This window comes from Streptomyces sp. yr375, from assembly GCF_900110755.1.
GTDB lineage: Bacteria > Actinomycetota > Actinomycetes > Streptomycetales > Streptomycetaceae > Streptomyces.
Map to the genome: position 1 here is coordinate 39,139 of NZ_FOFF01000051.1, position 25,991 is coordinate 65,129.

The window sequence follows — 25,991 nt, forward strand, 5'->3', positions numbered from 1 at the left end:
GGCCCTTAAGGGGCCTCGTCCTCAATCGCCGGACGGGCTGGGTGGCACTGAACGTGGCTTTGTAGCAAGACACCGGACGGGCTGAGTTTCTCAGCTCGTCCGGCGTTTTTTCAGGGTGTCAGCACCGTGAAGGCCGCTGTCCGGGCTACTGCGGGGGCTGGTGTCCGGGTTGCTGTCGGGGCTGTCGCCGGGGGAGTCGGGCCGCCTTCAGGGTCATGTGCAGGAGCAGGCGGTCCTCGCCGTCGGCCAGGTCCAGCCCGGTCAGTTGCTCGACGCGGGAGAGGCGGTAGTACAGCGTCTGCCGGTGGATGCCCAACTCCGCCGCCGTACGGCCCGCTTGGCCCGCGCAGTCGAGGTACACCTCGGCCGTGCGGGCGAGTTCGCGGTGGGCGGGGGACAACAGGGTTGCCGCGGCGGGGTCTTGAGCGGTCTCCGGGGGCAGGGCGGTCAGCAGCCGGTACGGGCCGATGGCCGCCCACCGGGCGACCGGGCCGAGCCGGGGCTCCGCCAGCGCCGCCCGCGCCGACGCCGACGCCTCCTCCCAGGCCGCGCCCAGCTCCGCGAGACCGACCCGGCCGGCCGCCACTCCCGCGGCGACCCCTCCCGTCGTCTCGCCCGCCCGCTCCAGCAGCCGGGTCGCCGCCGACATCGCCGGGGTGAGGGTGTCCGCCGCGCGCAGCCGGACCAGCAGGGCCAGGGAGTGGGACGGGGGCGTCGTGTCCCACGGCACCGTGCACAGCGCCGTCGCGCCGGGCAGCGTACGGAGCGACGGGGCGTCGTCCGGGTCCGCGGACGGCCAGGGCGTCACGCACACCACCGTGTGCGGGCCGTCCGCGCGGGCGCCGAGCGCGGTGCGCAGCTCGGCCACCGCCATGTCCCGCTGCCACCCGGGCCGCGCGGTCAGCACCGCCCGCAGCTCCCGGGTGAGGTCGGCGCCGTGCTGGGCCTCGTCGGCGAGCAGCGCGCCGATCCGGCCGGTCACCTCCATCGCCGCAGCCAGCCGGGCGTCCGACGGCCCGGGATCGTCGACCAGCAGCCAGACATAGCCGAGGACGACCCCCCGATGGCGTACCGGCAGGCAGACGCGCCCCCGGTACACCCCGGCCTCCGGCGTCGGCGGGATCCGGACCGGGCCGCTCGCACGTGTGATGCCGAAGCTTTCGAACCAGGTGCGGACGGCGGCCGTGGAACGCCGGGTCAGGATCGAGCGGGTGCGCACCGGGTCCAGCGCCGACGCGTCCAGCTCGCCCTCGCTGTCGTACACGGCGAAGGCGATCAGCTCGAAGTCCCGGTTCTCCAGGGTCGCGGGAGCGCCGAGCAGCTCGGACAGCTCGTCGACCAGCTCCTGATAGTCACCCCGGTGTTCGGACGTCACCGGGGCATTCTCTCCCATCTCCGCCGACCCTTCATACATCTGTCTGAGATCTGCGGCACGGATGCGTGACAGGTGTCGATGGCCGACGATCGGAGGGATCCTTAGGTTTCACGGTGGTTCTATCTGCTGGTTTGTGGAGGTGCCCCGTGCTGGGTCCCGTGATTCTCGCCGCGTCGCGCAGCGACCGGATGCGACGCCTGATCTCGGCGGCCCCGGTGACGAAGCAGGTCGTGGACCGCTTCATCCCCGGTGAGTCGGTGGACGACGTCGTCCCGATCATCGAGCAGCTCACCGCCCAGGGGCTGGACCTGACGATGGACGTCGTCGGCGAGGACATCACCACCCCCGGCCAGGCCGCCGCCGCCCGCGACGCCTACCTCGCGCTGATCGCCCGGCTCAAGGGGCTGGAGCTGGGCGAGCGGGTCGAGATGTCCGTCAAGCTGTCGATGTTCGGCCAGGCGCTGGACGGCGGCCACGAGCTGGCCCTCGCCAACGTCCGCCCGGTCGTCGAGGCCGCCGCCGCCATCGGGACGACCGTCACGCTCGACGCCGAGGACCACACCACCCTGGACTCGATGTTCGCCATCCACGAGGAACTGCGCCGGGACTTCCCGCAGACCGGCTGCGTCATCCAGGCCTACCTGTTCCGCACCGAGGCCGACGCCCGCCGCCTCGCCGCGTCCGGCAGCCGGGTACGGCTCGTGAAGGGCGCGTACAAGGAGCCAGCCGAGGTCGCCTACCAGCAGAAACACGAGATCGACAAGGCGTACGTCCGGGTCCTGCGGACCCTGATGGAGGGCCTCGGGTACCCGATGATCGGGTCCCACGACCCGCGCCTCATCTCCATCGCCCAGGAACTCGCCCGGCGCGCCGCCCGCAAGCCAGACGAGTACGAGTTCCAGATGCTGTACGGCATCCGCAGCGCCGAGCACCTCCGCCTCGCCGCCGAAGGCCACCGCATGCGCGTCTACACCGCCTACGGCACCGACTGGTACGGCTACTTCATGCGGCGGCTGGCGGAAAAGCCGGCGAACCTCCGCTTTTTCGCCCGCAGCACGCTCACCCGAGGTTGAAAGATGGCGCACGCACGGAGTCTCGGCCGGGGGTCCGGGGGTTGTCCCCCGGGAAGGCACAGCATGCGCCGCTTGGCGGAAAAGCCGGCGAACCTGCGCTTCTTCGCTCGCTCGACCCTTACCAAGCGCTGACCCGAACACCCGCTCAAGCACAAGGAGTTACGGAACCCATGGACGCTGTGACCCAGGTCCCCACCCCCGTCAACGAGCCGGTGCACGGCTACGCGCCCGGCTCGCCCGAGCGGGCCCGGCTGGAGGTCAAGCTCAAGGAGCTGGCCGAGAACCCGGTCGACCTGCCGATGACCATCGGCGGCGAGCGGCGGATGGGCGGCGGCGAGCGCGTCGACGTCGTACAGCCGCACAACCACAAGGCGCGGCTGGGTACTTACGCCAACGCCACCCGGTCCGACGCCCAGGACGCGATCGACGCGGCCCTCGCCGCCGCGCCCGCCTGGCGCGCCATGTCCTTCGACGACCGCGCCGCGATCATCCTGCGCGCCGCCGAACTCCTCGCCGGCCCCTGGCGCGAGACCCTCGCCGCGTCCACCATGCTCGGCCAGTCGAAGACCGCCCAGCAGGCCGAGATCGACTGCCCCTGCGAACTGGTCGACTTCTGGCGCTTCAACGTCGCCTACGCCCGCCAGATCCTGGCCGAGCAGCCCCCGGCCAACTCCCCGGGCGTCTGGAACCGCCTCGACCACCGCCCGCTGGAAGGCTTCGTCTACGCGATCACGCCGTTCAACTTCACGGCGATCGCGGGCAACCTGCCGACCGCGCCCGCGCTGATGGGCAACGTGGTGGTCTGGAAGCCGTCCCCGACGCAGACCCACGCCGCCGTGCTGCTCATGCGGCTGCTGGAGGAGGCGGGGCTGCCGAAGGGCGTCATCAACCTGGTCACCGGTGACGGCGTCGAGGTGTCGAAGGTCGCCCTCGAACACCGCGACCTGGCCGGCATCCACTTCACCGGCTCGACGAAGACCTTCCAGTACCTGTGGAAGACGGTCGGCGCCAACATCGAGAAGTACCGCTCCTACCCGCGCCTGGTCGGCGAGACCGGCGGCAAGGACTTCGTCGTCGCCCACCCGAGCGCCGACCGGGCCGTCCTGAAGACGGCGCTCACCCGGGGCGCGTTCGAGTACCAGGGCCAGAAGTGCAGCGCGACCTCCCGCGCCTACCTTCCGGCGTCGATCTGGAACTCCGGCTTCAAGGAGGAGTTCGCGGCCGAGGTCGACCGCCTGACCATGGGCGACGTCACCAACCTGTCGCACTTCATCGGCGCGGTCATCGACGAGCGCGCGTTCGCCAAGAACAAGGCGGCCATCGACCGCGCGAAGTCGGACCCGACCTGCACGATCGTCGCGGGCGGCTCCTACGACGACTCGGTCGGCTACTTCGTCCGCCCGACCGTCGTCGAGTGCACCGACCCGGACAACGAGGTCTTCACGACCGAGTACTTCGGCCCGTTCCTCGCCGTGCACGTCTACGAGGACGAGCGCTACGACGACATGCTGACGCAGATGGAGGCGGTGTCGGACTACGCGCTCACCGGCTCGGTCATCGCGGGCGACCGGGCCGCCGCCGCGTACACGATGGAGAAGCTGCGCTACGCGGCCGGCAACTTCTACATCAACGACAAGTCGACCGGCGCCGTCGTCGGCCAGCAGCCCTTCGGCGGCGGCCGCGCCTCCGGCACCGACGACAAGGCCGGCGCCCCGCAGAACCTGATGCGCTGGACCCTGACCCGCGCCATCAAGGAGACGCTGGTCCCGCCGACCGACTACACCTACCCGCACATGGGCTGACCGCCGCCTCACCAACCCCGTCGCCCGGGGGCGTGCGTCCGGGCACACTCGCACCATGGAGACGACGGTGCGCGCGAGCGACGGGGTCCGGCTGTGGGCGTCCCGGTCCGGGTCCGGCGGCGCACCCCTGGTGCTGTGCCACGGCGGACCCGGGCTGTGGGACACCCTCGGGGACGTGGCCGCTCTGCTGGCCGACCGGGCCACCGTCGTGCGCTGGGACCAGCGCGGCTGCGGACGCTCGCAACGCTGCGAAGGGCCCTGGACGAGCGCCCGGTTCGTCGCCGACCTGGACGCCGTCCGCGCGCACTTCGGGTTCGCGCGGACGGCGCTGCTCGGCCACTCCTGGGGCGCCCAACTGGCCCTGAGCTACGCGCTCGCGCACCCCGAGCGGGTCAGCGCGCTGGTGTACGTCTCCGGGACCGGCATCGGACCGGACGCCGACTGGTACCCCGACTTCGCCGCGAATTTCCTCGCCCGCCTCGGCGACCCGCCCGAACGCCTCGCCCGCTGGCGGGAGTTGCCACCCGGCGACCGCGAACGGGCCGTCCTGCAATGGTCGATCGAGTTCCAGGACCGCGAACACGCCCTGGAACACGCCGAGCGCATGGCCGACCCCTGGCTCGGGATCAACACGGAGTGCAACAAGGCCCTCAACGCGGAACGCGAGCGCGCCTGGGGCACCCCGGAGCTGTACGACGCCTGCCGCGCCCTCGACCTGCCCGTGCTGATCGTCGACGGCGCCCACGACATCCGGCCGCGCCCGGCCGTCGACTCACTGGAGCGGGCCCTGCCGGACGTACGCCGGGTGACCCTCCCCGAGGCAGGTCACCTGCCGTGGGCGGAGGACCCGGAGGGCTTCCGGGAAGCGGTGCTCACGGCCCTCGGCGGGCCCGGCGGGACGGCCGCCGTCTCAGATAGTAGGAAGTCCGACTAACTGTAGAGACAGGCGCGCGCTCCTCGCTTACTTTTGTAGGAGCCGAACGTCTTCGCTCGACCCAGCGAACGGCGGTCGTGAGCCGGACCCCGTGCAGGCAACCCCTGCGGCCCGCTCCCCGCCCCATCCGGCGTCTCGCACCCCCCGCCGCATTTCCGCCGCGCTCCCTGACTTCGAAGGAGTCGATTTCCCATGGCCGAGACGACCGCCCGCCGCCGAGTCCGTCACATCTCCCGCACCAGCGAGTCCGACCGCAAGAACGCCGCCGCCGCCCTCCAGCGGGCCCTGGACCGCCGCGACAACGGCGGCGAGACCGGCCACTGACCGGCCTGCATCCGACACTTGCCTCCCGTCCGTATGGCGGACAGTCCGTGTCATCCCATGGGACGAGGAGTAGGGTTCCCGCATGTCTCGCAGCCTCAATCTCGCAGTGATCCCCGGTGACGGCATCGGCCAGGAGGTCGTGGTGGAAGGTCTCAAGGTCCTCTCCGCCGTCCTCCCGCAGGACGTGAAGCTGGAGACCAAGGAGTACGACTTCGGCGCCCGGCGCTACCACGCCACCGGTGAGACCCTCACCGACGCCGACGCCGAGGCGCTCAGGCAGCACGACGCGATCCTGCTCGGCGCGATCGGCGACCCGAGCGTGCCGTCCGGTGTCCTGGAGCGGGGCTTCCTGCTCAAGCTGCGGTTCCTCTTCGACCACCACGTCAACCTGCGTCCGTCGAAGCTCCTCCCGGGTGTCGCCACCCCGCTGGCCGGCCAGCCCGAGATCGACTTTATCGTCGTCCGCGAGGGCACCGAAGGCCCGTACACCGGCAACGGCGGCACGATCCGCAAGGGCACCCCGCACGAGGTCGCCACCGAGGTCTCCGTGAACACGGCCTTCGGCGTCGAGCGCGTGGTCCGGGACGCCTTCGCCCGCGCCCAGGCCCGCCCCCGCAAGAAGCTCACGCTGGTCCACAAGAACAACGTGCTGGCCTTCGCCGGCCACCTGTGGACGAACGTCTTCAACACGGTGGCCGCCGAGTTCCCCGACGTCACCACGGACTACATCCACGTCGACGCCGCGACGATCTACCTGGTCACGGACCCGGCCCGGTTCGACGTCATCGTCACCGACAACCTCTTCGGCGACATCATCACCGACCTCGCCGCGGCCGTCTCCGGCGGCATCGGCGTCGCCGCGAGCGGGAACATCAACCCGTCCGGCGAGTTCCCGTCCATGTTCGAGCCCGTGCACGGCTCGGCCCCGGACATCGCGGGCCAGGGCAAGGCCGACCCCACCGCCACGGTCCTGTCCGTCGCCCTGCTCCTGCGCCACCTCGGCCACGAGGCCGAGGCCGTCCGCATCGAGGACGCCGTCTCGGCCGACCTCGCGGAGCGCGCCGCGCTGCCGGCCCGCACCACCTCCGAGATCGGCGACGCGCTCTCCGTACGAGTAGCCCGCTGACCCGAGCTGCCAGAAGCCGTCGGGTCGCCTCCGCGCCCGGCGGCTTCCGCATGTCCGCCGCCGGGTGACACCATCATCCCCGGGTCGCATTCACGCCGTTTTCCTTCCCCCTGCCCCGCTTGCGATAATCGAACGCGGAGCCGCGGTATGAGGGAATGCTCGGACGTCCCAAGGCATCGGCCATCGGCCACCGGCCGCAGGGACGTGAGCGCGGCCCGTCACTACACAACGGTGAAGGACAACCACTCATGACGACGCCCACGATCGAGCTCAAGCCCTCCGCCAGCCCGCTCGCCGCCGCCGAGCGCGACGCGATCCTGGCGCACCCCGGCTTCGGCCGCCACTTCACCGACCACATGGTGACCATCAAGTGGACCGAGGGCCGCGGCTGGCACGACGGCCAGCTCGTCCCGTACGCGGCGATCCCGCTCGACCCGGCCACCAACGTCCTGCACTACGCGCAGGAGATCTTCGAGGGCCTGAAGGCCTACCGCCGTCCCGACGGCTCGGTCGCCACCTTCCGCCCCGACAAGAACGCCCTGCGCTTCCAGGCCTCCGCCCGCCGCCTCGCCATGCCCGAGCTGCCGGTCGAGACGTTCATCGCGGCCTGTGACGCGCTCGTCGCCCAGGACCAGGACTGGGTGCCCGCGCACGGCGGCGAGGAATCCCTCTACCTGCGGCCCTTCATGATCGCGACCGAGGTCGGGCTGGGCGTGAAGCCGGCCAACGAGTACCTCTTCATCGTGATCGCCTCCCCGGCCGGCGCCTACTTCCCGGGCGGCGTGCAGCCCGTCTCCATCTGGGTCTCCGAGGACCACGTCCGCGCCGTCCCCGGCGGCATGGGCGACGCCAAGACGGGCGGCAACTATGCCGCGTCCCTGCTCGCCCAGGCCGAGGCCGCCGCCCAGGGCTGCGCCCAGGTCTGCTACCTCGACGCGGTCGAGCGCACCTGGGTCGAGGAACTCGGCGGCATGAACCTGTACTTCGTGTACGGCGACCGGATCGTCACGCCGTCGCTGTCGGGCTCCATCCTGGAGGGCGTCACCCGAGACAGCCTCCTCACCGTCGCCCGCGACCTCGGCTACGAGGCCGAGGAGGGCCGTATCTCCGTCGACCAGTGGCAGCGCGACTCCGAGAACGGCACGCTGACGGAGGTCTTCGCCTGCGGCACCGCCGCCGTCATCACCCCCGTCGGCACGGTCAAGCGCACCGGCGTCGAGTGGCGGCAGTCGGGCGGCGAGCCCGGCGAGGTCACCCTCCGGCTCCGCCAGGCCCTGCTGGACATCCAGCGCGGCACGGCCGAGGACAAGCACGGCTGGATGCACAAGCTGGGCTGAGCACTCAGGCACCGGCGGTAGCCGCTGTCGTGGACACCGTGTCCACGACAGCGGCTACCGCCGCCCGTATCCTGAGACACCCGGTTCGCTTCGTGGTGGCTTGTGCCAGACTGCCTGCGTGCTCTCGTTCGCCATGATTATTGGCAGCAGGCGCGCCGGTCCGCAGTGACCGCTCCGTACGACCAGGTACGAGCGGCCATCGTCGTCCTCGACCCGCGCGCAGACCTCTCGCACCCGCGAGAGGTTTTTCGCATTTCTGGCCCACCCGCAGCCGGGAGCGAGAGCGCGAGGGACATGGGGGGATGGTGGAGCCGGTCATTCCGGTAACGACCGAGATCCGACACAGGAGCCTTCAGACCATGACCGCAACCAGCGAACCCGACGACTCGTTCCACGTCTTCGACACCACCCTGCGCGACGGTGCGCAGCGCGAGGGCATCAACCTCACCGTCGCCGACAAGCTGGCCATCGCCCGGCACCTGGACGACTTCGGCGTGGGCTTCATCGAGGGCGGCTGGCCCGGCGCCAACCCGCGCGACACCGAGTTCTTCGCCCGCGCCCGGCAGGAGATCGACTTCCGGCACGCCAAGCTGGTCGCCTTCGGCGCGACCCGCCGCGCGGGCGCGAATGCCGCGCAGGACCCGCAGGTCAAGGCACTGCTCGACTCCGGCGCGGACGTGATCACCCTGGTCGCGAAGTCCCACGACCGCCATGTCGAGCTCGCCCTGCGCACCACGCTGGACGAGAACCTGGCGATGGTCGCCGACACCGTGTCCTTCCTCAAGGGACAGGGCCGCCGGGTCTTCGTCGACTGCGAGCACTTCTTCGACGGCTACCGCGCGAACCCCGAGTACGCGAAGGCGGTCGTCCGGGCGGCGTCCGAGGCCGGCGCGGACGTGGTCATCCTGTGCGACACCAACGGCGGCATGCTCCCGGCGCAGATCCAGGCGGTCGTCGCCACGGTCCTCGCCGACACCGGCGCCCGCCTCGGCATCCACGCCCAGGACGACACCGGCTGCGCGGTGGCCAACACCCTGGCCGCGGTGGACGCGGGCGCGACGCACGTCCAGTGCACGGCCAACGGCTACGGCGAGCGGGTCGGCAACGCCAACCTGTTCCCGGTGGTCGCGGCCCTGGAGCTGAAGTACGGCATGAAGGTGCTGCCCGAGGGCCGGCTGCGCGAGATGACCCGGATCTCGCACGCGATCGCCGAGGTCGTCAACCTCACGCCGTCCACGCATCAGCCGTACGTGGGAGTCTCGGCCTTCGCCCACAAGGCCGGTCTGCACGCCTCCGCGATCAAGGTCGACCCCGACCTCTACCAGCACATCGACCCCGAGCAGGTCGGCAACACCATGCGGATGCTGGTCTCCGACATGGCCGGCCGCGCGTCCATCGAGCTCAAGGGCAAGGAGCTGGGCGTCGATCTGGGCGACGACCGCGAGGTGGTCGGCCGGGTCGTGGCGCGGGTCAAGGAGCGTGAGCTGAAGGGCTACACGTACGAGGCGGCCGACGCCTCCTTCGAGCTGCTGCTGCGCGCCGAGGTCGAGGGCCGGCCGCTGAAGTACTTCGAGGTCGAGTCCTGGCGGGCCATCGTCGAGGACCGCCCCGACGGCACCCACGCCAACGAGGCCACGGTCAAACTGTGGGCCAAGGGCGAGCGCATCGTGGCGACGGCGGAGGGCAACGGACCGGTCAACGCCCTGGACCGGTCCCTGCGGGTGGCCCTGGAGAAGATCTACCCGCAGCTCGCCAAGCTCGACCTGGTCGACTACAAGGTCCGCATCCTGGAGGGCGTCCACGGAACCCAGTCCACCACCCGCGTCCTGATCTCCACGACGGACGGCACGGGCGAGTGGTCCACGGTGGGCGTCGCCGAGAACGTCATCGCCGCGTCATGGCAGGCCCTGGAGGACGCGTACACGTACGGTCTGCTGCGGGCGGGCGTGGACCCGGCGGAGTAGGGGAGTCGGGGGGCCACTGAATGCCCACCCGATGTCCCCTTTGGGGATGGTTCGGGTAGCTTCGAGGTATGAAGGTCGTACCGCCGACCCGTCGCCCCCGAGGCCGTACGGTCCGTACCGGCCGCACCGGACCGCTGCTCGCGCTGGGACTCGCGCTGGCGCTCGCCGTCCTGACGGTCCTCACCGTCCTGACGTCGGCGGGCGCCCCCCGCGCCACCGCGGCCACCACTGCGGCCACGACCACGGCCGCCACCGAGCTGACCAGCGTCTCGACGATCGCCGAGGCGCTGCGCAAGAGCCCGGTCTACGTCGATCCGCAGGCGAGCGGCCAACTGTCGCAGGCGGACGCGCACGCGCTCCAGCGGCAGATCGAGGGCGCCGACAAACCCCTGTTCATCGCCGTCCTGCCGGCCGGGTACCCGACCGCGAACCTGTTCCCGGACCTGCGTACGGCCACCGGCGTCACCGGCCTGTACGCGATCCGCCTCGGCGACCGCTTCGACGCCCGCGCCGACTCGTCCGTCATGTCACGCACCGCTGTCCGGAATCTGGTCACCAGCGTCCAGGACGAGAGCACCGCCAAGGCCCAACTGGGCGACTTCACCGACCGCGCCCTGGCCAACATGGGCGGCTCGGCCCCCGGGAGCTGGAGTTCCTCGGGCGGCGGCGACCGGATCTCGTCCGGCGCGCTGATCGCCGTCGGCGCGGTCCTGGTGGCCGGCGGGGCGGGCGCGTACACCCTGGTGCGGCGCAACCGCCGGCGGCACGCGGAGGAGCAGCGGGCCGCCCTCGAACGGCTGCGGGTCGTCGTAGACGAGGACATCACGGCCTTCGGCGAGGAACTCGACCGCCTGGACTTCCACCCGGCCGAACCGGGTGCCGACGACACCATGCGCGCCGACTATGAACGCGCCCTGGACGCCTACGAACAGGCCAAGTCGTCGATGGCGGCGGCGACGCGACCGGAGGACGTCCGCGCCGTCACCCAGGCGCTGGAGGACGGCCGTTTCTCCCTGGCCCAGCTCGCCGCCCGCCGCGCGGGAACGCCGCTGCCCGAGCGCCGTCCGCCCTGCTTCTTCGACCCCCGCCACGGCCCCTCGGTCGCCGACGCCACCTGGACGCCGTCCGGCGGGGCCACGCGCGAGGTCCCGGTCTGCGCGGCGGACGCGACCCGGCTCGCCGACGGCCGCGACCCCGTCATCCGCGAGGTCGACAGCGACTACGGCCGCCGCCCGTACTGGGAGGCGGGCCCGGCCTACGGCCCCTGGGCGGGCGGCTACTTCGGCGGCGGCATCCTGCCCGGCCTCCTCGTCGGCACCATGCTCGGCTCCCTGATGGCCACCCCGTCCTACGCCTCCGACTACGGCACCGGCTACGGCGAGTTCGGCGGCGCCGGCTACCAGGGCGGCGACGTCTCCGGCGCCGACTTCGACCCCGGCGACTACGGCGGCGGCTTCGGCGGGGGAGGGGACTTCGGCGGGGGTGGCGGGGGCGGCGACTTCGGCGGAGGGTTCTGAGGACGCGAGGGTACGAGTACGGGCCCGGCGCTGGTGGCGCCGGGCCCGTGGCTTAAGCGGTGATCGGGGCAGGCGTCAGAGCGAGGCTGCCGCCGAGGCGATGGCCGAGGCGAAGGTGGAGACCTCGGAGTAGACGCCGGGGGCGTTGGCGCGGGCGCAGCCGATGCCCCAGCTCACGATGCCGACCTGGATCCACTCGTTGGCCGCGTCCCGGCGGAACATCGGGCCGCCCGAGTCGCCCTGGCAGGTGTCGGTGCCGCCGGCCGTGTACCCGGCGCAGATCTCGTCGCTGGCGACCAGGCCGCTGTAGCCGCTGAAGGCACGGCAGGCCGCGTCGCTCACGAAGGGCACGGTGGCCTTGAGCAGGTAGCGCTGCTGGGCCCCGCCCTCGGTCGCGGCGCCCCAGCCGGCGATGGTGAAGGTGCCGGTGTTGTACTCCGTGGTCGTGGCGATCTTCAGGGTGGACTGGGTGGTGATGGGCGAGGCGAGCTTGATGAGCGCCCAGTCCTTGCCGTTGCCGTCGTAGCCGGGGGCCCGGTACACGTACGTGGACTTGACCTGGACCCGGCCGCTGGTGGAGTTCAGGTCCACGACGCCGGCGGTGGCGGTGATGGAGGTGTTGGCGCCGGTCCCGCTGACGCAGTGCGCGGCGGTGAGCACGATCTGCTGCGTGTAGAGCGCACCGCCACAGCCCATGGACAACCGGACCATGAACGGGAACTCGCCCTGCGCGGCACGGGTGCCGCCGATGACGGGCGCCGGCGCGGCCTGCGCGGCCGAGACGGGCTGGAGACTGGCGACCGCGAGGGCGGCGGCGCCGACGACGGCGAATCTCTTGAGGACGGTGAGGAACTTCTTCAAGATGCTGCCTTCCGTGGGGGTGGGGGCAGGACGTGACGTGTGCATGCCAACAAACATCGCGCACGCAAAGGAATACCCATGCGCTGGCATGGTCAGGTCAAGCCGGTTGCAGGATTATGAGAACGCGACAGCCGCGCACACAAGGGTGCTGATTCGGCCAACCGAAGAAGGCCACAGCGCCCAGGGGGAGTCTGCGGCCCGGCAGTCCGACGTCACCGGCACGCGATGGCGCGTGCTGCCGGGTAGCAGTGGCACCACCTGTGCGGCTTCCGAAACGTTGTCCAGGAAGATCAGCATCGACGCACGTGAGTCCAGCAGCGACCGGTACAGCGAGTACCGGTCCTCCGGTGCGATGGGAGCGTCCTCGCCCCGGACCCCGAAGGCGCGGAGAAACGACAGCACCGCTTCCTCGGGGGCCACCGGAGCTCTGTCGTAGCCGCGCATGTTGATGAAGAGGGCTCCGCCCGGGAAGCGGGCTCGCGTCGCGTGAGCCGCCTGAAGGGCCAGCGCCGTCTTGCCGACCCCGCCGAGCCCACCTACGGCGGTGATCAGGATCGCGTCAGGGCTCCCATGGGTGCTGGGGTCGAGCGCCTCCGACAATGCGCCGAGTTCTCCGTCGCGACCGGTGAAAGCCGCAGGGGGTGAGGGAAGCGTCGACGTGACGGTGACGATGGGCACGGGATGGTGATGGTGCTCGACGCTGCCTGTCACAGGCCCGTGAAACGTGCCGCCCCGGAACTCGACGTGGTCCTGACCGCCCACCGGAATCCCCCCGCGTGGGCATCACCATCCCCATCCTGTCGCAGGAGTGACCGGAGAACCCGCGCCTCGTTAAGGGAAACGTACTTCCGGGAAACGTACTTCCCTAAACCGGCCGTCCAGTCCTGCTCTGCACAGGAGCCGCCCCGTGTCTGATCGCCCCCGCCATCCCCACCTCCCCAAACCCTCCGACATGTTCGCCCGCGACTGGGAATGGAGCGAGCTCACCGCGTTCGCCGCCGATGACGGCGGTGAGGCGACCATGGCTGTGGTCTCCGGGCGGCGCAGGCAGGGGAAGTCCTTTCTGCTCGACTCCCTCGCCCGGGCCGCCGGAGGCTTCTACTTCTGTGCGTACGAGGCGACGGAGGCCGAGTCTCTGCGCCGCTTCGGCGAAGAGCTGGGCCAGTACACCGGGACCGTCGCCCCCATGCGGTTCGACCGCTGGGAGCAGGCCGTCGACGCGCTGCTCGCCCTGGGCAAGGAGCGGCCTCTCCCGGTCGTCATCGACGAGTTCCCCTACCTGGCCAGGGCGACTCCGTCGCTGCCTTCCATCGTCCAGGTCGCCTACGGCCCCCGTCGCCCCGAACGGCTCGAGTCGCGTACCCGACTGCTCCTGTGCGGCAGCTCCCTCTCCTTCATGGGCAGGCTGCTCAGTGGCACTTCACCCCTCAGAGGCCGGGCCGGCCTCGAACTCGTCGTCCATCCACTGGACTTCCGGCAGACTGCGACCTTCTGGGGCATCGAAGACGCTCGCCTCGCCCTGCTCGTCCACAGCGTTGTGGGTGGAACTCCCGCCTACCGCCGGGAGTTCGTCCGGGACGACACCCCGGCCGACCTGGCCGACTTCGACGCCTGGGTCTGTCGTACGGCGCTGTCACCCCGCTCCCCGCTCTACCGCGAGGCCCGTTACCTCCTCGCCGACGAGTCGGACCTCCGGGACCGGGCGCTGTACCACTCCGTGCTGGCGGCCCTCGCTTCCGGAAACGGCACGGCAGGGCGTATCGCCGCATTCCTGGAGCGGCCCGTCAGCGACATCACTCACCCCCTCACGGTGCTCCAGGACTGCGGCCTGGTCCGCAAGGAGGCGGACGCCTTCCGCAAGAACCGCAGCGTCTACCGTGTGGGTGAGCCGCTCATCGCCTTCGACCACGCCATTTCGCGGCCTCGACTCCCTCTGCTCGACCGGGGGATGGCGGAGCAGGTCTGGCGGAGTTCCCGTTACCGGTTCCTGTCCGCCGTCGTGGGGCCGCACTTCGAGCAGATCTGCCGGGAGTGGGTGGCGCATTTCGCTGCTCCGGAGACCTTCGGGGGTATGCCGATCGACGTGACGTACGGGACTGTTCCTGATCAGGCAGGGCGGACCAGCCATGAGATCGACGTGGTGGTGCGCGGGGCCGTCGGACAGGACAACGGGGTCCTGCTGTCCCTGGGGGAGGCCAAGTGGGACCAGGCCATGGGCATGGGGCACCTGGAAAGGCTGCGTCACGCGGCGGCGTTGCTCGCGGCACGCGGCATCGACACCTCGGCTGTCCGGCTCGCCTGCTACAGCGGAGGGGGATTCAGCGACGAACTGCGTGCGGCAGGCGACCGAGGAGAGGTGGTACTGGTGGATCTGGCGCGTCTTTACGCGGGGGAGTAGCGCGTGTTCCTGTCGGCGCCCGGCTCTCACGCACCGCCCCGCAGGCCGGCTACTGCCCCTCGGCGAGCCGTCTCGCCTTCGCCGCTTCCTCCTGCGAGCCGGCGTATTCGAAGCAGGCGGCGGCGATTCTCAGGATTTCCTCGGCCTGGGCGGGGTGGCCGAGGGTGTGTAGGGCGCGGGCCATGTGGAGGCAGGCTGTCGCCGTCTCGTGCGGGTTGTCGAGTGCGGTGTAGAGGCGGGCGGAGCGCAGGTATTCATCGGCGGCCTCGGCGGTGCGGCCGGCTGTCGTCCAGAGGTGGCCGAGGAAGCTTCGGGCGGCTGCCTCGCCGGACTTGTCGCCCAGTTCGAGGTGGATGCGCAGCGCTTTTCTCGTGGCGGCGAGCGAGTCGTCGTAGCGGCCCAGCGCGTAGAGCGTGGCGCCGTAGTTGCCGAGGGCGAGTCCCTTGGAGCGCCGGTCGCCGAGCGCTTCGTAGAGGCGCAGGCTTCCGCGGTGGGCCCGGACGGCCTCGGCGGGTCTGCCCAGACCGCGCAGGACGGTCCCGAGGTTCGTCCACGCGGCGGCCTCGGCGCGCTGGTTCCTGGTCTCGGCGCAGAGTTCCGTCGCGCGGTACAGGAGGGGGACCGCCTCCTCGCCCCGGCCGAGGGCGTTGAGGCACATGCCCAGTGAACCGCACGCGGCGGCCGTGGCCGCGGTGTCGCCCAGGCGCTGCGCGGTGCGGTGCGCGGCCGTCGCCACCTCCAGCCAGTCGTGGTGGGCCCGGCGCAGATGCAGGTACGCGTCGAGGTTGAGGCCCAGGGCCATGGCTTGAGCGGTTCGGGGCGGGGGCGGGGGCTGGGCAGCGGTCGTGTGCGGGTCCGTGTGCGGGGTCGTGGGCTCTGTTGTGTCCATTCGGCGGGCCAGGCCCAGCAGGGTCTGGCGTTCCGCGTCGAGCCAGTTCAGGGCGCGCTGGTAGTCGCCGGTGAAGGAGTCGGGGGTGTCGGGGTGTGCGCCGGGCCAGAGGCAGTTGTTGGCGGCTCGGAGGCCGGTCTCGCAGATGTCGAGGAGGCGGCCCCGGGCGGTCTCCGCCTCCTGCGCGGTCCTCGGGTCCGCGTCCGCAACGCCGCGGACGTACACCTGGACCAGGTCGTGCATCCGCCACAGTTCGCCGCCGGGGTCCGCGGTCAGGAGGGACGCGGCGACCAAGTCGTCCAGCAGCGGCCGCAGTTCGTCGAGCGACAGGTCCGCGAGGACGACCGCCGAGCCCATCCACACCTCGGGCGTCGGCGCTTGGCCCAACGCCCGTAGTACGCGGGCCACTTCCGGCTCCAGCCGCCCGTACATGACGTCGAAGACCGGCCGCAGCGCAAGCTCCCGGCGGTACTGGTCCACCCCCTTGAAGCGCAGCGCCCGCACCCGGTCGGCGGCGGTGCGCAGTTCGGCGGTGAGGGTGCTGACCGGGCGCGGTCCACGGCGTCGTAACAGCGCGGCGGCGATCAGCAGGGCGAGGGGCAAGTGGCCGCACAGGGAGGCCAGTTCGCGGACGGCGTCGGGGTCCTCGGTGGCGCGCAGGTCATCGGGGTCGTGCTCCCGCAGGCAGCGGTCCACGAGCAGGCAGGCGTCCTCGGTCGCCAGCGCGCCGATCGTGAACTGCCGTACGGGGAGGGAGTCCTGGACGTCCCGGGAGGTGATCAGCACACGGTGGCCAGCGCCCTCCCCGGGGAGGAGCGGGGTGATCTGCGCCGGGTCGGAGACGTTGTCCAGGACGATCAACACCGGTGCGCGGCGGGCGAGTTCGATGCGGTAGCGGCCGTAGAGGTCCTCGCCGCCGGGCTCGTCGCCGCCGAGCGCCCGCAGCAGGGACAGTACGGCGTGTTCGGAGGTCGCCGGGACGTCGTCGTATCCGCGCAGGTCCACGAAGAGCGCACCGCCGGGGAACCAGCCGCGCTGCCGCGCCGTGTGCGCCACGTGCAGGGCGAGGGCGGTCTTGCCCACTCCGCCCAGGCCCGCGACGGCGACGACGCCGACGCCGACGCCGACAGCAGTGTGTTCGGTGGCCGGATCCAGTGCGTCCAGGAGCCGTCCGGCCTCGGTGTCACGGCCCGTGAAGACGGCGGGCGCGCGCAGCAGGTTGGACACGGCACCGGATGGCGGCGGCGGGGGAGCGGCTCCGGCCACAGCCCCCGGTACGACTCCCAACCCGGTGACCGGTCCGAGGAACACGTTCCCCCGGAACTCGACGTGATCTCCGCCGCCCACCAGTCACCCACCGCCGTTCCGCTCCCCGACCGAGACGCCCGCTCCCCTTTCCTTCCCCTCCGCGCCCGCCGGTACGTCGTGAACCGGTCTCAGTCCTGGACCGCTGCCTTCGCGAAGTCGAGCAGGGACTCGAAGTCGAGCGCGCCGGGGTCGCCGTGCGCGTTCTCGGGGACGTGCATGTGTCCGCACACTCCCTTGAACGCGTTCCAGCGCTCCCCGCTCATCCGCTGCCCGCCGCCGTTCCCCGCCGACTTCGGGTACGCGGGCCACAGCGTCGGCCCGCGCAGCGGTACGTCGTGGTGGAGGTGCATCCACGCCAGGTACTGGGCGACGGCGCGCAGCGCCCACTCGGGGGCCTTCGGCCAGTAGATGTGGTCCAGGTCGCGGGCCTTCCACTTGGCGTGGATGTCGGGGTCGCAGGTGCCGACGAGTTCCGCCTGGCAGACGTTCAGGGTGTTCGTCTCGACGCCGCCGCGCAGGTTGGCCAGCGCGCGGGAGGAGACGTCGATGTCGAAGTGCTGGTACCACTTCAGCCGCCGGGCGGCGAAGTCCGGCACCGCCGTCAGGTTGGGTGCGACGGAGCCGCCCTGGTAGTCGGGCAGCGAGCGGCCCTCCGTCGTGTGCAGGACGACGACGTTGACCTCCATGCGGTCGCCGCCGAAGTCGTCCTGGTACCAGTGGTCGCGGTTCGCGCCCGGGTATGCCTGGGGTCCGGTCCTGATGCTCATGCCTCGTGACTGTGACACAGGACACAGCGAAGGGCCGGGAGCTGTTCGCTTCCGGCCCCTATCCGCCGATTTCTTACGTATGCGGCGACGAATCGACGACGCGCTTACGCGTTCTTGATCGCCGAGATGTCGAAGTTCAGCTTGATCTTGTCGGAGACCAGGACGCCGCCCGTCTCCAGTGCCGCGTTCCAGGTCAGGCCCCACGCCGAACGCAGGATCTCCGCCTTGCCCTCGAAGCCGACGCGCTCGTTGCCGAACGGGTCCTTGGCGCTGCCGTGGAACTCCAGGTCGATGGTGAGGGGCTTGGTGACGCCGAGGATGGTGAGGTCGCCGGTGATGCGGTAGTCGTCGTCGCCGAGCGCCTGCGCCGAGGTGGAGCGGAAGGTCATCGCCGGGAACTCGTCGGTCTTGAAGAAGTCCGCGCTCTTCAGGTGGCCGTCGCGGTCGGCGGACCCGGTGTCGATGCTGTCCATCGTGACGTCGATGGAGGCGGTGGAGCGTGTCGGGTCGGTGCCGTCCAGGTGCAGCGAGCCGGTGAAGTCGGTGAACTTGCCCTTGACGTTCGTGACCATCGCGTGGCGCGCGACGAAGCCGATCGACGAGTGCGCCGGGTCGATCGAGTAGTCGCCGGTCAGGGCGGCGAGGCCGGGGTTCGTCGCGCCGGCGGCGACGTCGGTCGCGGTGCTGGTCGTGGTGCCGGTCGTGGTGGTCGCGGCGGTCTCGTTGGTGCTCTTGCGGCCGAAGATGCCCATGGTGTGCTCCTTGGGGAGGGCGAAGATCGTTGATGTTTAATATTCAACGACGTCAACGTGAGTGACCGTAGACCCATTCCGTTCAATGTTCAACTTTATCCGGAGTGTGTTCACCCCATTGCTCCATGCGATCACCGTCCCGCATGCTGTCGAACTGTGGGGGCAGCGACAGAACGCACACCGACGGTCTTCCATCTCTTCACCGTGCCGGTCCGCAAGGAGACCGAGGCCGCGCAGGAAGTGCTGCGCGCCGCGGGCGTGGACCACACCGCTCTGCATCCCTCGGGCGGCACGTCCCGGGCCGAGGTCGTGCTGACGGGGACCGCCACGACCGACACCCTCGCGCAGGTCGTCGCGACCCTGCGACACCGGCTGCGCCACGGCGTGGTCGTGCGCCGGGCGGGACCGCACGACCTCGTCGTCCGCTCCGACCCGGCCGTCGCCCACGGGCTGATCCTGATCCGGGGGCCGCACCGGGACGTGGAGATACGGGACGCGGCGGGGCTGCACGGCGCACTGAACAACGCCCTTGCGGAGGGGCTGGAACAGCGGGGCGCCGCGAGGCTTGACGCGGGCCCTGATGCTGGCGCTGGCGCAGGCGCAGGCGCAGGCGCAGGCGCAGGCGCACGCTCCGGTCCTGGCCTTGGCCCTGGCCCTGGCCCTGGCCCTGGCCCCGGCCTCGGCCCTGGCTCTGGTCCCGGTCCCGGCCCCGGCCCTGGCTCTGGTCCCGGTCCCGGCCCCGGCCCTGGCTCTGGTCCCGGCCCCGGCCCTGGCCCTGGCCCCGGCCCCGGCCCCGGCCCTAACCCCGGCCCCGGCCCCGGCCCCGGCCCCGGCCCCGGCCACGGCCCCGGCCCCGGCCCCGGCCCCGGCCCCGGCCCCGGCCCTGGCCCCGGCCCCGGCCTTGGCCCCGGCCCCGGTTCCAACCCAGGCCCCGGCCCGGATCCCACCCCCAACCCCACCCCCAACCCCACCCCCGATTCCGATCCCGAATCCGATCCCGGTCCCTTCGCGGTGAGCGTTCTCTTTCGGGCAGCGCAGAATGCGGCGTTGGCCGCCGAGGCGATTCGGTTGTCGCGGGTTTTTGCCGAGCCGGACTTTGTTCGTGGCGCGGACCCCGGCCGTGCCCGTGACCTGCTCGACGACCCGTCCGCGTTGGTGGAGATCGCCTCCCGGCCGCGTGTCCTGCTCGATCTGCTCCTGCTCGCCCACGCCTTCGCCCGGACCGACGACGGCGACCCCCGCGCGAGCGAACTGCGGGTGCCGGGTCTCGGCGAGGCCGAGCGGCTCGCCGCGGCGGTGGAGGTCTTCGTCCAGCCGTCGACCGATCCGGAGACCAGGACGCTGGTCCGGCCGCTGCCGGGCGGCGGCCGGGGATTCCTCATCGGCGTGCCGCCCCAGACCGCCGAACTGATGGCCAACCTGTCCTGGGTCCTGCCCGCCCTCTTCCTCGTCGGCGAGGGTGAGGGCGAGGGCGGGGGCGGGGGCGAGGACGGCATCGGGTCCGTCGCGCTGGATCGCGAACGGATCTGGACCGACGTGGACGGCTCGATCGCCTCGTACCTGAGATCCTGGCGGCCCGCACGCGGGGCCACCCTGCTGCCGCCTCGGCCGCTCATCCCGATGGCCATGCCGGAGGGCGAGGTCCGCCACGGACCCGGCGACCCCTTCATGGCCTTCGACGCCTGCACCCTCTTCCTGATGGCCCGCGAATTCGTCCCCGTCTGCTACCGCAAGCTGGACGACGAGGCCGGTACCGGCTTCCCGTTGCCGCCCTTCACCGCCGGACTCCCGCGCGAGGTCCGCCGCGAACTGGCGGCGGACTGCGGGGCGTACATCCTCACGATGAACGCGCTCGTCATCGGCGCGAGCGAGAACGAGGACGGGCCCGGCGTGCTGGACATCGGCAACGTCAAACGCCACTTCCACACCGGACGCCTCAGCCGCTTCGGACGCACCCGGCGACTGGAGGAACAGGCGCGCCGCGACGGCAGCCTGCTGCTGCGCTGCGTGCACCGCACCACGGAGGCGGTGCTCTGCTACTACGCCGTCGTGGACATGTTCGCCGCGCTCGCCCGAGCCCGCGGCGACGGCCCGCTCGCCCGCCACCTGGAAGGGATCGCCGACCGGCGCGAGGCGGTCTGCGCGTACATGCTCTGGGTCAAGCGGCACGCCCTCCCGCCGGACTGGGGTCTGCGCACCTGGCGCGACGGCGAGGAGGAGGGCTGGGAGCGCCTCCAGGAGTACGTACGTCACGTCCAGCGGTACGTGATCCCCCGGCTCGTCGAGGAGTGAGCCGCTCCACGAGCCGCGGCGGCCGCCGATCCCGTCGGCCCCTGTGCCTCACGGGAGTTGAGCCGTTACCGTGGGTGCATGGACGACATCACGGTCGGGGACGCGATCGACCACCTGCGTGCGGAGCTCACCGCCGCCAGAGACCGTGCGGCAGCGGACGGGATGCGGTTCGAACTCGGCGAGATCTCACTGGAGTTCACCGTCGAGCTGCGCCGCGAGAACTCCGGGAAGGGGTCCATCAAGGCCTGGGTGGTGTCGGCCGAGGCGGGCGTCACCCGGTCCACGACGGCGACCCACCGGCTCGCGTTCACCCTGCGCGCGGTGGACCCGGACGGCCAGGGCGTCAGGATCGCCAACTCGGCCGCCGCCACAGGGGGTTTGACCGGTGGCGGGGGCGCGCTGACACGCTGACATTCTGACGGGGGTTCGCGCATGGAACTGGGCCGGATCGTTGCGGTTCTGCTGCCCGGCACTTCGAGAAACGCAGACAACGCTTCGGGGTACGTCGGCAACGGCAGCGGCTATCTCCTGGGCCGGCGACTGGTGTTGACGGCCCGTCATGTGCTGGACGGCCGTGACTCCTGCGAGGTCCAGGTGCCGGGCGGCGGCGCCGGGCCCGTCCGGTGCGCGGTGGTCTGGCGGGGCGGGACGATCGGCGGCGCCGACGTCGACGCCGCCCTGCTGCTCGCCGAGACGGACGTGCGCGAGCCGGTGGCCCCGGTCCGCTGGGGCCGCCTCGTCACCGCCAGGCACCAGCCCTGCGACGTGGCCGGCTACCCCGAGGTGGGCCGGCGCGCCGACGGCAGCCTCGAACTCCAGCAGCCGCGCGCCACACTCGCCCCCGGCACCGGCGCGCTCTCGCACCGCTACACCGTGGAGCTGGCCAGCAGCCCGCCCCCCGACCCGGGCAGACGTACGCCGTCCCCCTGGAGCGGCCAGTCGGGCGCCGCCCTCTTCTGCGGCGCCCCGGCGCACGGGCTGCCGCTGCTGACCGGCGTGGTCGTGACCGACGTGACCGGCTGGGGACTGCCGCGCTGGGAGGCCGTACCGGTGTACGCCCTGCTCGCCGACCCGGCGTTCACCGACCTGGTGACCCGGCACACGGCGGCCGCCCCCGTGTGGGAGCCGGTCGACCTCCAGGGCCTGGTCACTCCCGCCACCGGCTGGCAGGTCCGCTCCCCGGCGACACTGCTGGACCAGCGCGCCGAAGTGGTCCGCTTCCACGGCCGCGAGGAACTCCTGCGGGAACTCGCCGACGAGTGGTGCGCCGCCGCCGACGGCAGCCCCCCTGAGGGCGGAGTACGGCTCGCCGTGGTCACCGGGCCGGGCGGTGCGGGCAAGTCCCGGCTGGCCCGGGAACTGTCCGCCCGGATGCGCGACCGGCACGGCTGGGTCTGCGGCTGGCTCGACGACCGGGGGCCGGACGGCGACCACGGAGTACTCGCCGAGGTCGACCGCCCCCTGATCCTGGTGGCCGACTACGCCGAGCTGCGGATCCCCCAACTGACCGCCCTGCTCACGGCCTTGGACCGGCGCCCCGAGGGACGCCCGCCGGTACGCCTACTGCTGACCGCCCGTGGCCTCGGCGACGACACGGGCGGCTGGTGGGACCAGCTCAGGACCCGCACCCGCGAGACCCGCGCCCTCACCTACGACGCCGTCCACCGCGAACTGCCGCCGCTCACCGGGTTACCGGACCGCGCCGCCCACTACCAGGACGCGCTGACCGACCTCGCCGTACGGCTCCCGCAGGCCCTGCCCCGGGCGCTGCGCGAGGCGACCGGCGACTGGTCGGCCCGCGTCGGACTCGTCGCCCCGAGGGACGTGAGCGCGCCCGGCTACGGCTCCGCCCTCACCCTGCACATGACGGCCCTCACCGACCTCCTGGCGACGCACCCGGCGACCCGCCCGCCCGACCCGGACCTGCGCGTGGAAGAGCAACTCCTGCTGCACGAACGCGCCTACTGGGAGGACAGCGCGGCGGGCCGCCCCGCACTGGCGGCCACGGGACCCGTGGCACTGGCCGACGCGGTCGGCACCGCCACCCTCACCGCCGGGGCCGAACCCGCCCTGGCCCGCCCGCTGTTGCGCACCTCCCCGGGATTCCGCACGGCGGACGACACCACGGTCGGGGAGGGCACCGCCTGGCTGGCCGAGATGTACCCGACCCCCACAGGCAGTTGCTGGGGCGCCCTCCAACCGGACCGACTCGGCGAGTACCACATCGGCGAACGCACCAAGGCCGACCCCGACCTCATCGCCGCACCCTTGACCACACTCGCCACCACCCACACCGCCCCAAGTACACCCACCGGGCAGTCACCCCGCACCGCACCAGCACCCCCCACCCGTACCGACACCCTCCTCGCCGCCCTGGTCACCGTCTCCCGTACGGGCGAACTGCCCCGCCACTGGGAGCCGGTGGCTCGTGCCCTCGATGCCGCGCTCACGCGCGTGCCGTCGCTCGCCGCGCGGGTCATGCAGGCCGCGACCCTCACGGACTGCCCGGACCCCCTCGTAGAGGCCCTGCACCGGCTCACCGACGCCCCGTCCACCGACCCCGCGCTCCTGCTGGAGCTGCTCGACCGGCTCGGCGCGGGCCGGAGCCGGGTGCTCGCCGAGTGGGCCACCCGAACCGCCGCCACCGCCGTGCGGGCGCTGCAGCCGGAGCGCCGGGTCGGCGCGCTCGTGCACGAGGCGGTGTGGCGGCAGGCGGCCGGGGACCATCTGGCGGCCGTCCGCCGCTGCGAGGAGGCCCTGCGGCTGCTGGACTCCGGGCAGGCCGCCGCCCCGCCCGCGACCCGCGTCGAGGTGCTGACCCTGAAGGCCCGTTCGCAGCGCTGGGCGGGCGACTTCGACCCGGCCCTCGTCACCCTGAGCGCGGCCGAGGACCTGGTGGAGCGGCTGCCGGCCGGGCCCGACCGGGACCGCGCGAGCGCGGAACTCCTCGGCGAGCGTGCCCGGGCCCTCACCGGACGCGGCGAACCCGACACCGCGCGCCCCCTCCAGGAACGCCGGGTCGCGCTCCTCGGCACCCTCGCCGCCGCCACCGGCGACCCGGCCCTCCTCGAACGCCTCGCGGACGCGGAGGCGGACCTCGCCCTCACCCTCAACCACCTCGGCAGGTTCCGGGAAGCCGCCGACGTCCTCTCGGAGACGACGGCCCAGTCCCTGGACCGGCTCACCGAGGAGAGCCCCGACGCGGTGGACCTCGACGCCCTGGGCAGCCTCGTCGGCCGCGCCAACCGGCTCAGGGCCATGGACCGTATGGAGGAATCCCTCAAGGTCGCCCGCGCCGCCCTCGCCGTGGCCGACCGCCCGGAGAGCCTCGGCACCCCCATCGGCGCGGCGGCCCTGGCGGTCATCCTGAACAACCTCGGCGCGACGCTGCTCGCCCTGGACCGCCCGCAGGAGGCCCTGGAACCGCTCCGCCGCGGCCTCGCCATCCGCCGTGAACAGGCCGTGGACGCCGGCGAACCCACCGAGTCGCTGTGGAGTTCGCTGTTCCAGTACTCCGGCGTGCTCCAGGAGTTGGGCCGCTACGACGAGGCGCTCGAAGTCATCGAGGAGTGTCTCGCCGTCAGCACGGACCTGGTCCGCCGGAAACTGGTCGACCCGCGGCTGGAGGCGCGGACCCAGATCGTCCTCGCCGAGATGCTGTACGCGCCCACCGCCGGGGGACGGATCGCCGACCACCGCGAGGACCTGCGCCGGGCGCTGAAGCTCGTGAGCCGCGCCCTCTCGCACTACCGCCGCCCGCTGAAGAACCTGCCCGGAGACCATCTGACCGAGTACGCCATGGCGTTGACGGCCGCAGTGGACCTGTACGGCATGCTCGGCCGGCACCGGTCCCGGCGGCACCTGTCCCGCATCCTGGTCTCCGTACGACGGATCCTGACCCACCACGACCCCGAGCAGCACGGCCACGACCTGGCGGACGTCCTGACCGACATCGCCCGCCAGGACCAGCGGGACGGCCGCACCGCCCACGCGGAGCGCGGCTACGCCGAGGCCGTCGCCGTCCGGCGCCTGCTGCTGTCCCTGCGCGGTACGGCCACCGACCGGCTCGCCCTCGCCGCCGCCCTCGCCGCGTACGGCGGTCTGCTCTCCGCCGACGGCCGCCAGCACGAGGCCCTGACCGACCTGCGCGAGGCGCTCGCGGTCACCCGGGAGGCCGAGCCGGACGCCGACCCACGGCAGTACGCGCTCACGCTCGCCACCTGCCACTACAATCTCGCGGACACCCTCCCGTGGACCGGGGCCTTCGACGAGGCACTGCGGGAGGTCGAGGAGTCCCGGACCTGTCTCGCCCCGCTCGCCACCCTGGACCCGGAGCTGTACGCCCGGGAGACGGCGGACTGCGACAGCCTCCAGGCGGAGATCGTCAAGGCGGCGCGGCACGGCCTGCCGGAACGGCCCCGAAAGCGTCGACGGCGGAGCTGAAGCGGGGCGCTGAAGCGCGGCGACACCGACACCGGTGACCCGCCGTCCGGCCCTCCCGTTCACCCCCGGGAGGCATATGCCAGCCCCGAATGTGAGGCGAGTCTCAGCCCCTAGCTTTGTCCGACTTCTACAAGCCCCAGGCCCTTTGAGCAGTCGGAAAGCCTGCATGCCGACCAGGTTCTGTTCAGTGGTACCAGGAAAACACGCCGGAGACTGTACGGAGTCGACGTCCCTGTTTCCTTGGCGGGCTTCGTATGGTCGCTACATGACCGTTTTGGAAGAGACGACGGGTGAGCCGACCGGGGAACCCACGGACGCGCGCGGCCGCGTGGCCGAGCTGCACGAGATCCGTGCCCAGGCGCTGGCCGGCCCGAGCGAGAAGGCGACCCAGGCGCAGCACGCCAAGGGCAAGCTGACGGCCCGGGAGCGGATCGAGCTGCTGGTGGACCCGGGTTCCTTCCAGGAGGTCGAGCAGTTGCGTCGGCACCGGGCGAGCGGGTTCGGCCTGGAGTCGAAGAAGCCGTTCACGGACGGTGTGATCACCGGGTGGGGCACGGTGGAGGGCCGTACGGTCTTCGTCTACGCGCATGACTTCCGGATCTTCGGCGGGGCGCTGGGCGAGGCTCACGCGACGAAGATCCACAAGATCATGGACATGGCCATCGCGGCGGGTGCTCCGCTGGTGTCGTTGAACGACGGCGCGGGGGCCCGTATCCAGGAGGGCGTGTCCGCGCTCGCCGGGTACGGGGGCATCTTCCAGCGCAACACGAAGGCGTCCGGCGTCATCCCGCAGATCAGCGTGATGCTCGGCCCGTGCGCGGGCGGCGCG

The 25,991-nt window shown here is 72.0% G+C and carries 20 protein-coding genes; 14 read left to right on the plus strand and 6 right to left on the minus strand.

Features of this window, described 5'->3' with window-relative positions:
• Positions 1–145 precede the first annotated feature (145 nt).
• Positions 146–1,393: a PucR family transcriptional regulator gene (locus BMZ82_RS33180; RefSeq protein ID WP_177244781.1), complete on the minus strand. Its 1,248-nt coding sequence runs from the start codon at positions 1,391–1,393 to the stop codon at positions 146–148.
• A 128-nt stretch (positions 1,394–1,521) separates the two neighbouring features.
• Between BMZ82_RS33180 and BMZ82_RS33185 the strand changes: the two genes are divergently transcribed.
• The 8 genes from BMZ82_RS33185 to BMZ82_RS33220 all read left to right on the plus strand — a co-directional run bounded on the left by BMZ82_RS33185 (position 1,522) and on the right by BMZ82_RS33220 (position 11,452).
• Positions 1,522–2,448: a proline dehydrogenase family protein gene (locus tag BMZ82_RS33185; protein WP_093781116.1), complete on the plus strand. Its 927-nt coding sequence runs from the start codon at positions 1,522–1,524 to the stop codon at positions 2,446–2,448.
• A 170-nt stretch (positions 2,449–2,618) separates the two neighbouring features.
• On the plus strand, positions 2,619–4,250 hold the full coding sequence (gene pruA, locus BMZ82_RS33190) for an L-glutamate gamma-semialdehyde dehydrogenase (protein WP_093781117.1): 1,632 nt from the start codon (positions 2,619–2,621) through the stop codon (positions 4,248–4,250).
• A 55-nt stretch (positions 4,251–4,305) separates the two neighbouring features.
• Entirely contained in the window at positions 4,306–5,184 is an 879-nt protein-coding gene (locus BMZ82_RS33195; protein ID WP_093781118.1) for an alpha/beta fold hydrolase, read from the plus strand.
• A gap of 192 nt (positions 5,185–5,376) precedes the next feature.
• Positions 5,377–5,508 (plus strand): hypothetical protein, encoded by a 132-nt coding sequence (locus BMZ82_RS42245; RefSeq protein WP_093781119.1) that lies wholly within the window; start codon positions 5,377–5,379, stop codon positions 5,506–5,508.
• An 82-nt stretch (positions 5,509–5,590) separates the two neighbouring features.
• Positions 5,591–6,634, plus strand: a complete 1,044-nt coding sequence (locus tag BMZ82_RS33205; protein ID WP_093781120.1) for a 3-isopropylmalate dehydrogenase — start codon at positions 5,591–5,593, stop codon at positions 6,632–6,634.
• A 248-nt stretch (positions 6,635–6,882) separates the two neighbouring features.
• Positions 6,883–7,971: a branched-chain amino acid aminotransferase gene (locus BMZ82_RS33210; RefSeq protein ID WP_093781121.1), complete on the plus strand. Its 1,089-nt coding sequence runs from the start codon at positions 6,883–6,885 to the stop codon at positions 7,969–7,971.
• Between the two features lie 359 nt (positions 7,972–8,330).
• On the plus strand, positions 8,331–9,935 hold the full coding sequence (gene cimA / locus BMZ82_RS33215) for a citramalate synthase (RefSeq protein ID WP_093781122.1): 1,605 nt from the start codon (positions 8,331–8,333) through the stop codon (positions 9,933–9,935).
• A 68-nt stretch (positions 9,936–10,003) separates the two neighbouring features.
• Complete coding sequence (locus BMZ82_RS33220) at positions 10,004–11,452, plus strand: hypothetical protein (RefSeq protein WP_218159079.1); 1,449 nt, start codon at positions 10,004–10,006, stop codon at positions 11,450–11,452.
• 75 nt (positions 11,453–11,527) lie between these two features.
• On the opposite strand, the gene BMZ82_RS33225 is transcribed toward BMZ82_RS33220, so the two are convergent.
• On the minus strand, positions 11,528–12,313 hold the full coding sequence (locus tag BMZ82_RS33225; RefSeq protein WP_093781123.1) for a S1 family peptidase: 786 nt from the start codon (positions 12,311–12,313) through the stop codon (positions 11,528–11,530).
• Positions 12,314–12,427: 114 nt separating this feature from the next.
• Positions 12,428–12,991, minus strand: coding sequence for an ATP-binding protein (locus BMZ82_RS33230; RefSeq protein WP_143098953.1), 564 nt, complete (start codon positions 12,989–12,991; stop codon positions 12,428–12,430).
• A gap of 274 nt (positions 12,992–13,265) precedes the next feature.
• Here BMZ82_RS33230 and BMZ82_RS33235 point away from each other — a divergent pair, with 274 nt between their 5' ends.
• Positions 13,266–14,711, plus strand: a complete 1,446-nt coding sequence (locus tag BMZ82_RS33235) for an ATP-binding protein (RefSeq protein WP_093781132.1) — start codon at positions 13,266–13,268, stop codon at positions 14,709–14,711.
• Positions 14,712–14,760: 49 nt separating this feature from the next.
• Here the strand turns inward: BMZ82_RS33235 and BMZ82_RS33240 are convergent, their stop codons facing one another.
• The 3 genes from BMZ82_RS33240 to BMZ82_RS33250 form a co-directional block, all read right to left on the minus strand.
• Positions 14,761–16,827, minus strand: a complete 2,067-nt coding sequence (locus BMZ82_RS33240; RefSeq protein WP_143098954.1) for a tetratricopeptide repeat protein — start codon at positions 16,825–16,827, stop codon at positions 14,761–14,763.
• Positions 16,828–17,036: 209 nt separating this feature from the next.
• Complete coding sequence (locus BMZ82_RS33245) at positions 17,037–17,675, minus strand: hypothetical protein (RefSeq protein WP_093781126.1); 639 nt, start codon at positions 17,673–17,675, stop codon at positions 17,037–17,039.
• Between the two features lie 104 nt (positions 17,676–17,779).
• Positions 17,780–18,427 (minus strand): YceI family protein, encoded by a 648-nt coding sequence (locus BMZ82_RS33250; RefSeq protein ID WP_093781127.1) that lies wholly within the window; start codon positions 18,425–18,427, stop codon positions 17,780–17,782.
• A 565-nt stretch (positions 18,428–18,992) separates the two neighbouring features.
• Between BMZ82_RS33250 and BMZ82_RS42560 the strand changes: the two genes are divergently transcribed.
• The 5 genes from BMZ82_RS42560 to BMZ82_RS33275 all read left to right on the plus strand — a co-directional run.
• Positions 18,993–19,442 carry a hypothetical protein gene (locus tag BMZ82_RS42560; RefSeq protein WP_177244782.1) on the plus strand — a complete coding sequence of 150 codons (450 nt, stop codon included), beginning with the start codon at positions 18,993–18,995 and terminating at the stop codon, positions 19,440–19,442.
• Between the two features lie 32 nt (positions 19,443–19,474).
• Positions 19,475–20,719, plus strand: coding sequence for a hypothetical protein (locus BMZ82_RS33260; protein WP_143098955.1), 1,245 nt, complete (start codon positions 19,475–19,477; stop codon positions 20,717–20,719).
• Positions 20,720–20,797: 78 nt separating this feature from the next.
• Positions 20,798–21,130: a trypco2 family protein gene (locus tag BMZ82_RS33265; RefSeq protein ID WP_093781129.1), complete on the plus strand. Its 333-nt coding sequence runs from the start codon at positions 20,798–20,800 to the stop codon at positions 21,128–21,130.
• A 21-nt stretch (positions 21,131–21,151) separates the two neighbouring features.
• The gene (locus BMZ82_RS33270) at positions 21,152–25,162 is read left to right on the plus strand and encodes a tetratricopeptide repeat protein (RefSeq protein WP_093781130.1); all 4,011 of its coding nucleotides are present in this window, start codon (positions 21,152–21,154) and stop codon (positions 25,160–25,162) included.
• Between the two features lie 265 nt (positions 25,163–25,427).
• A partial coding sequence (locus BMZ82_RS33275; RefSeq protein ID WP_305729227.1) for a carboxyl transferase domain-containing protein occupies positions 25,428–25,991 on the plus strand: 564 nt, incomplete at its 3' end.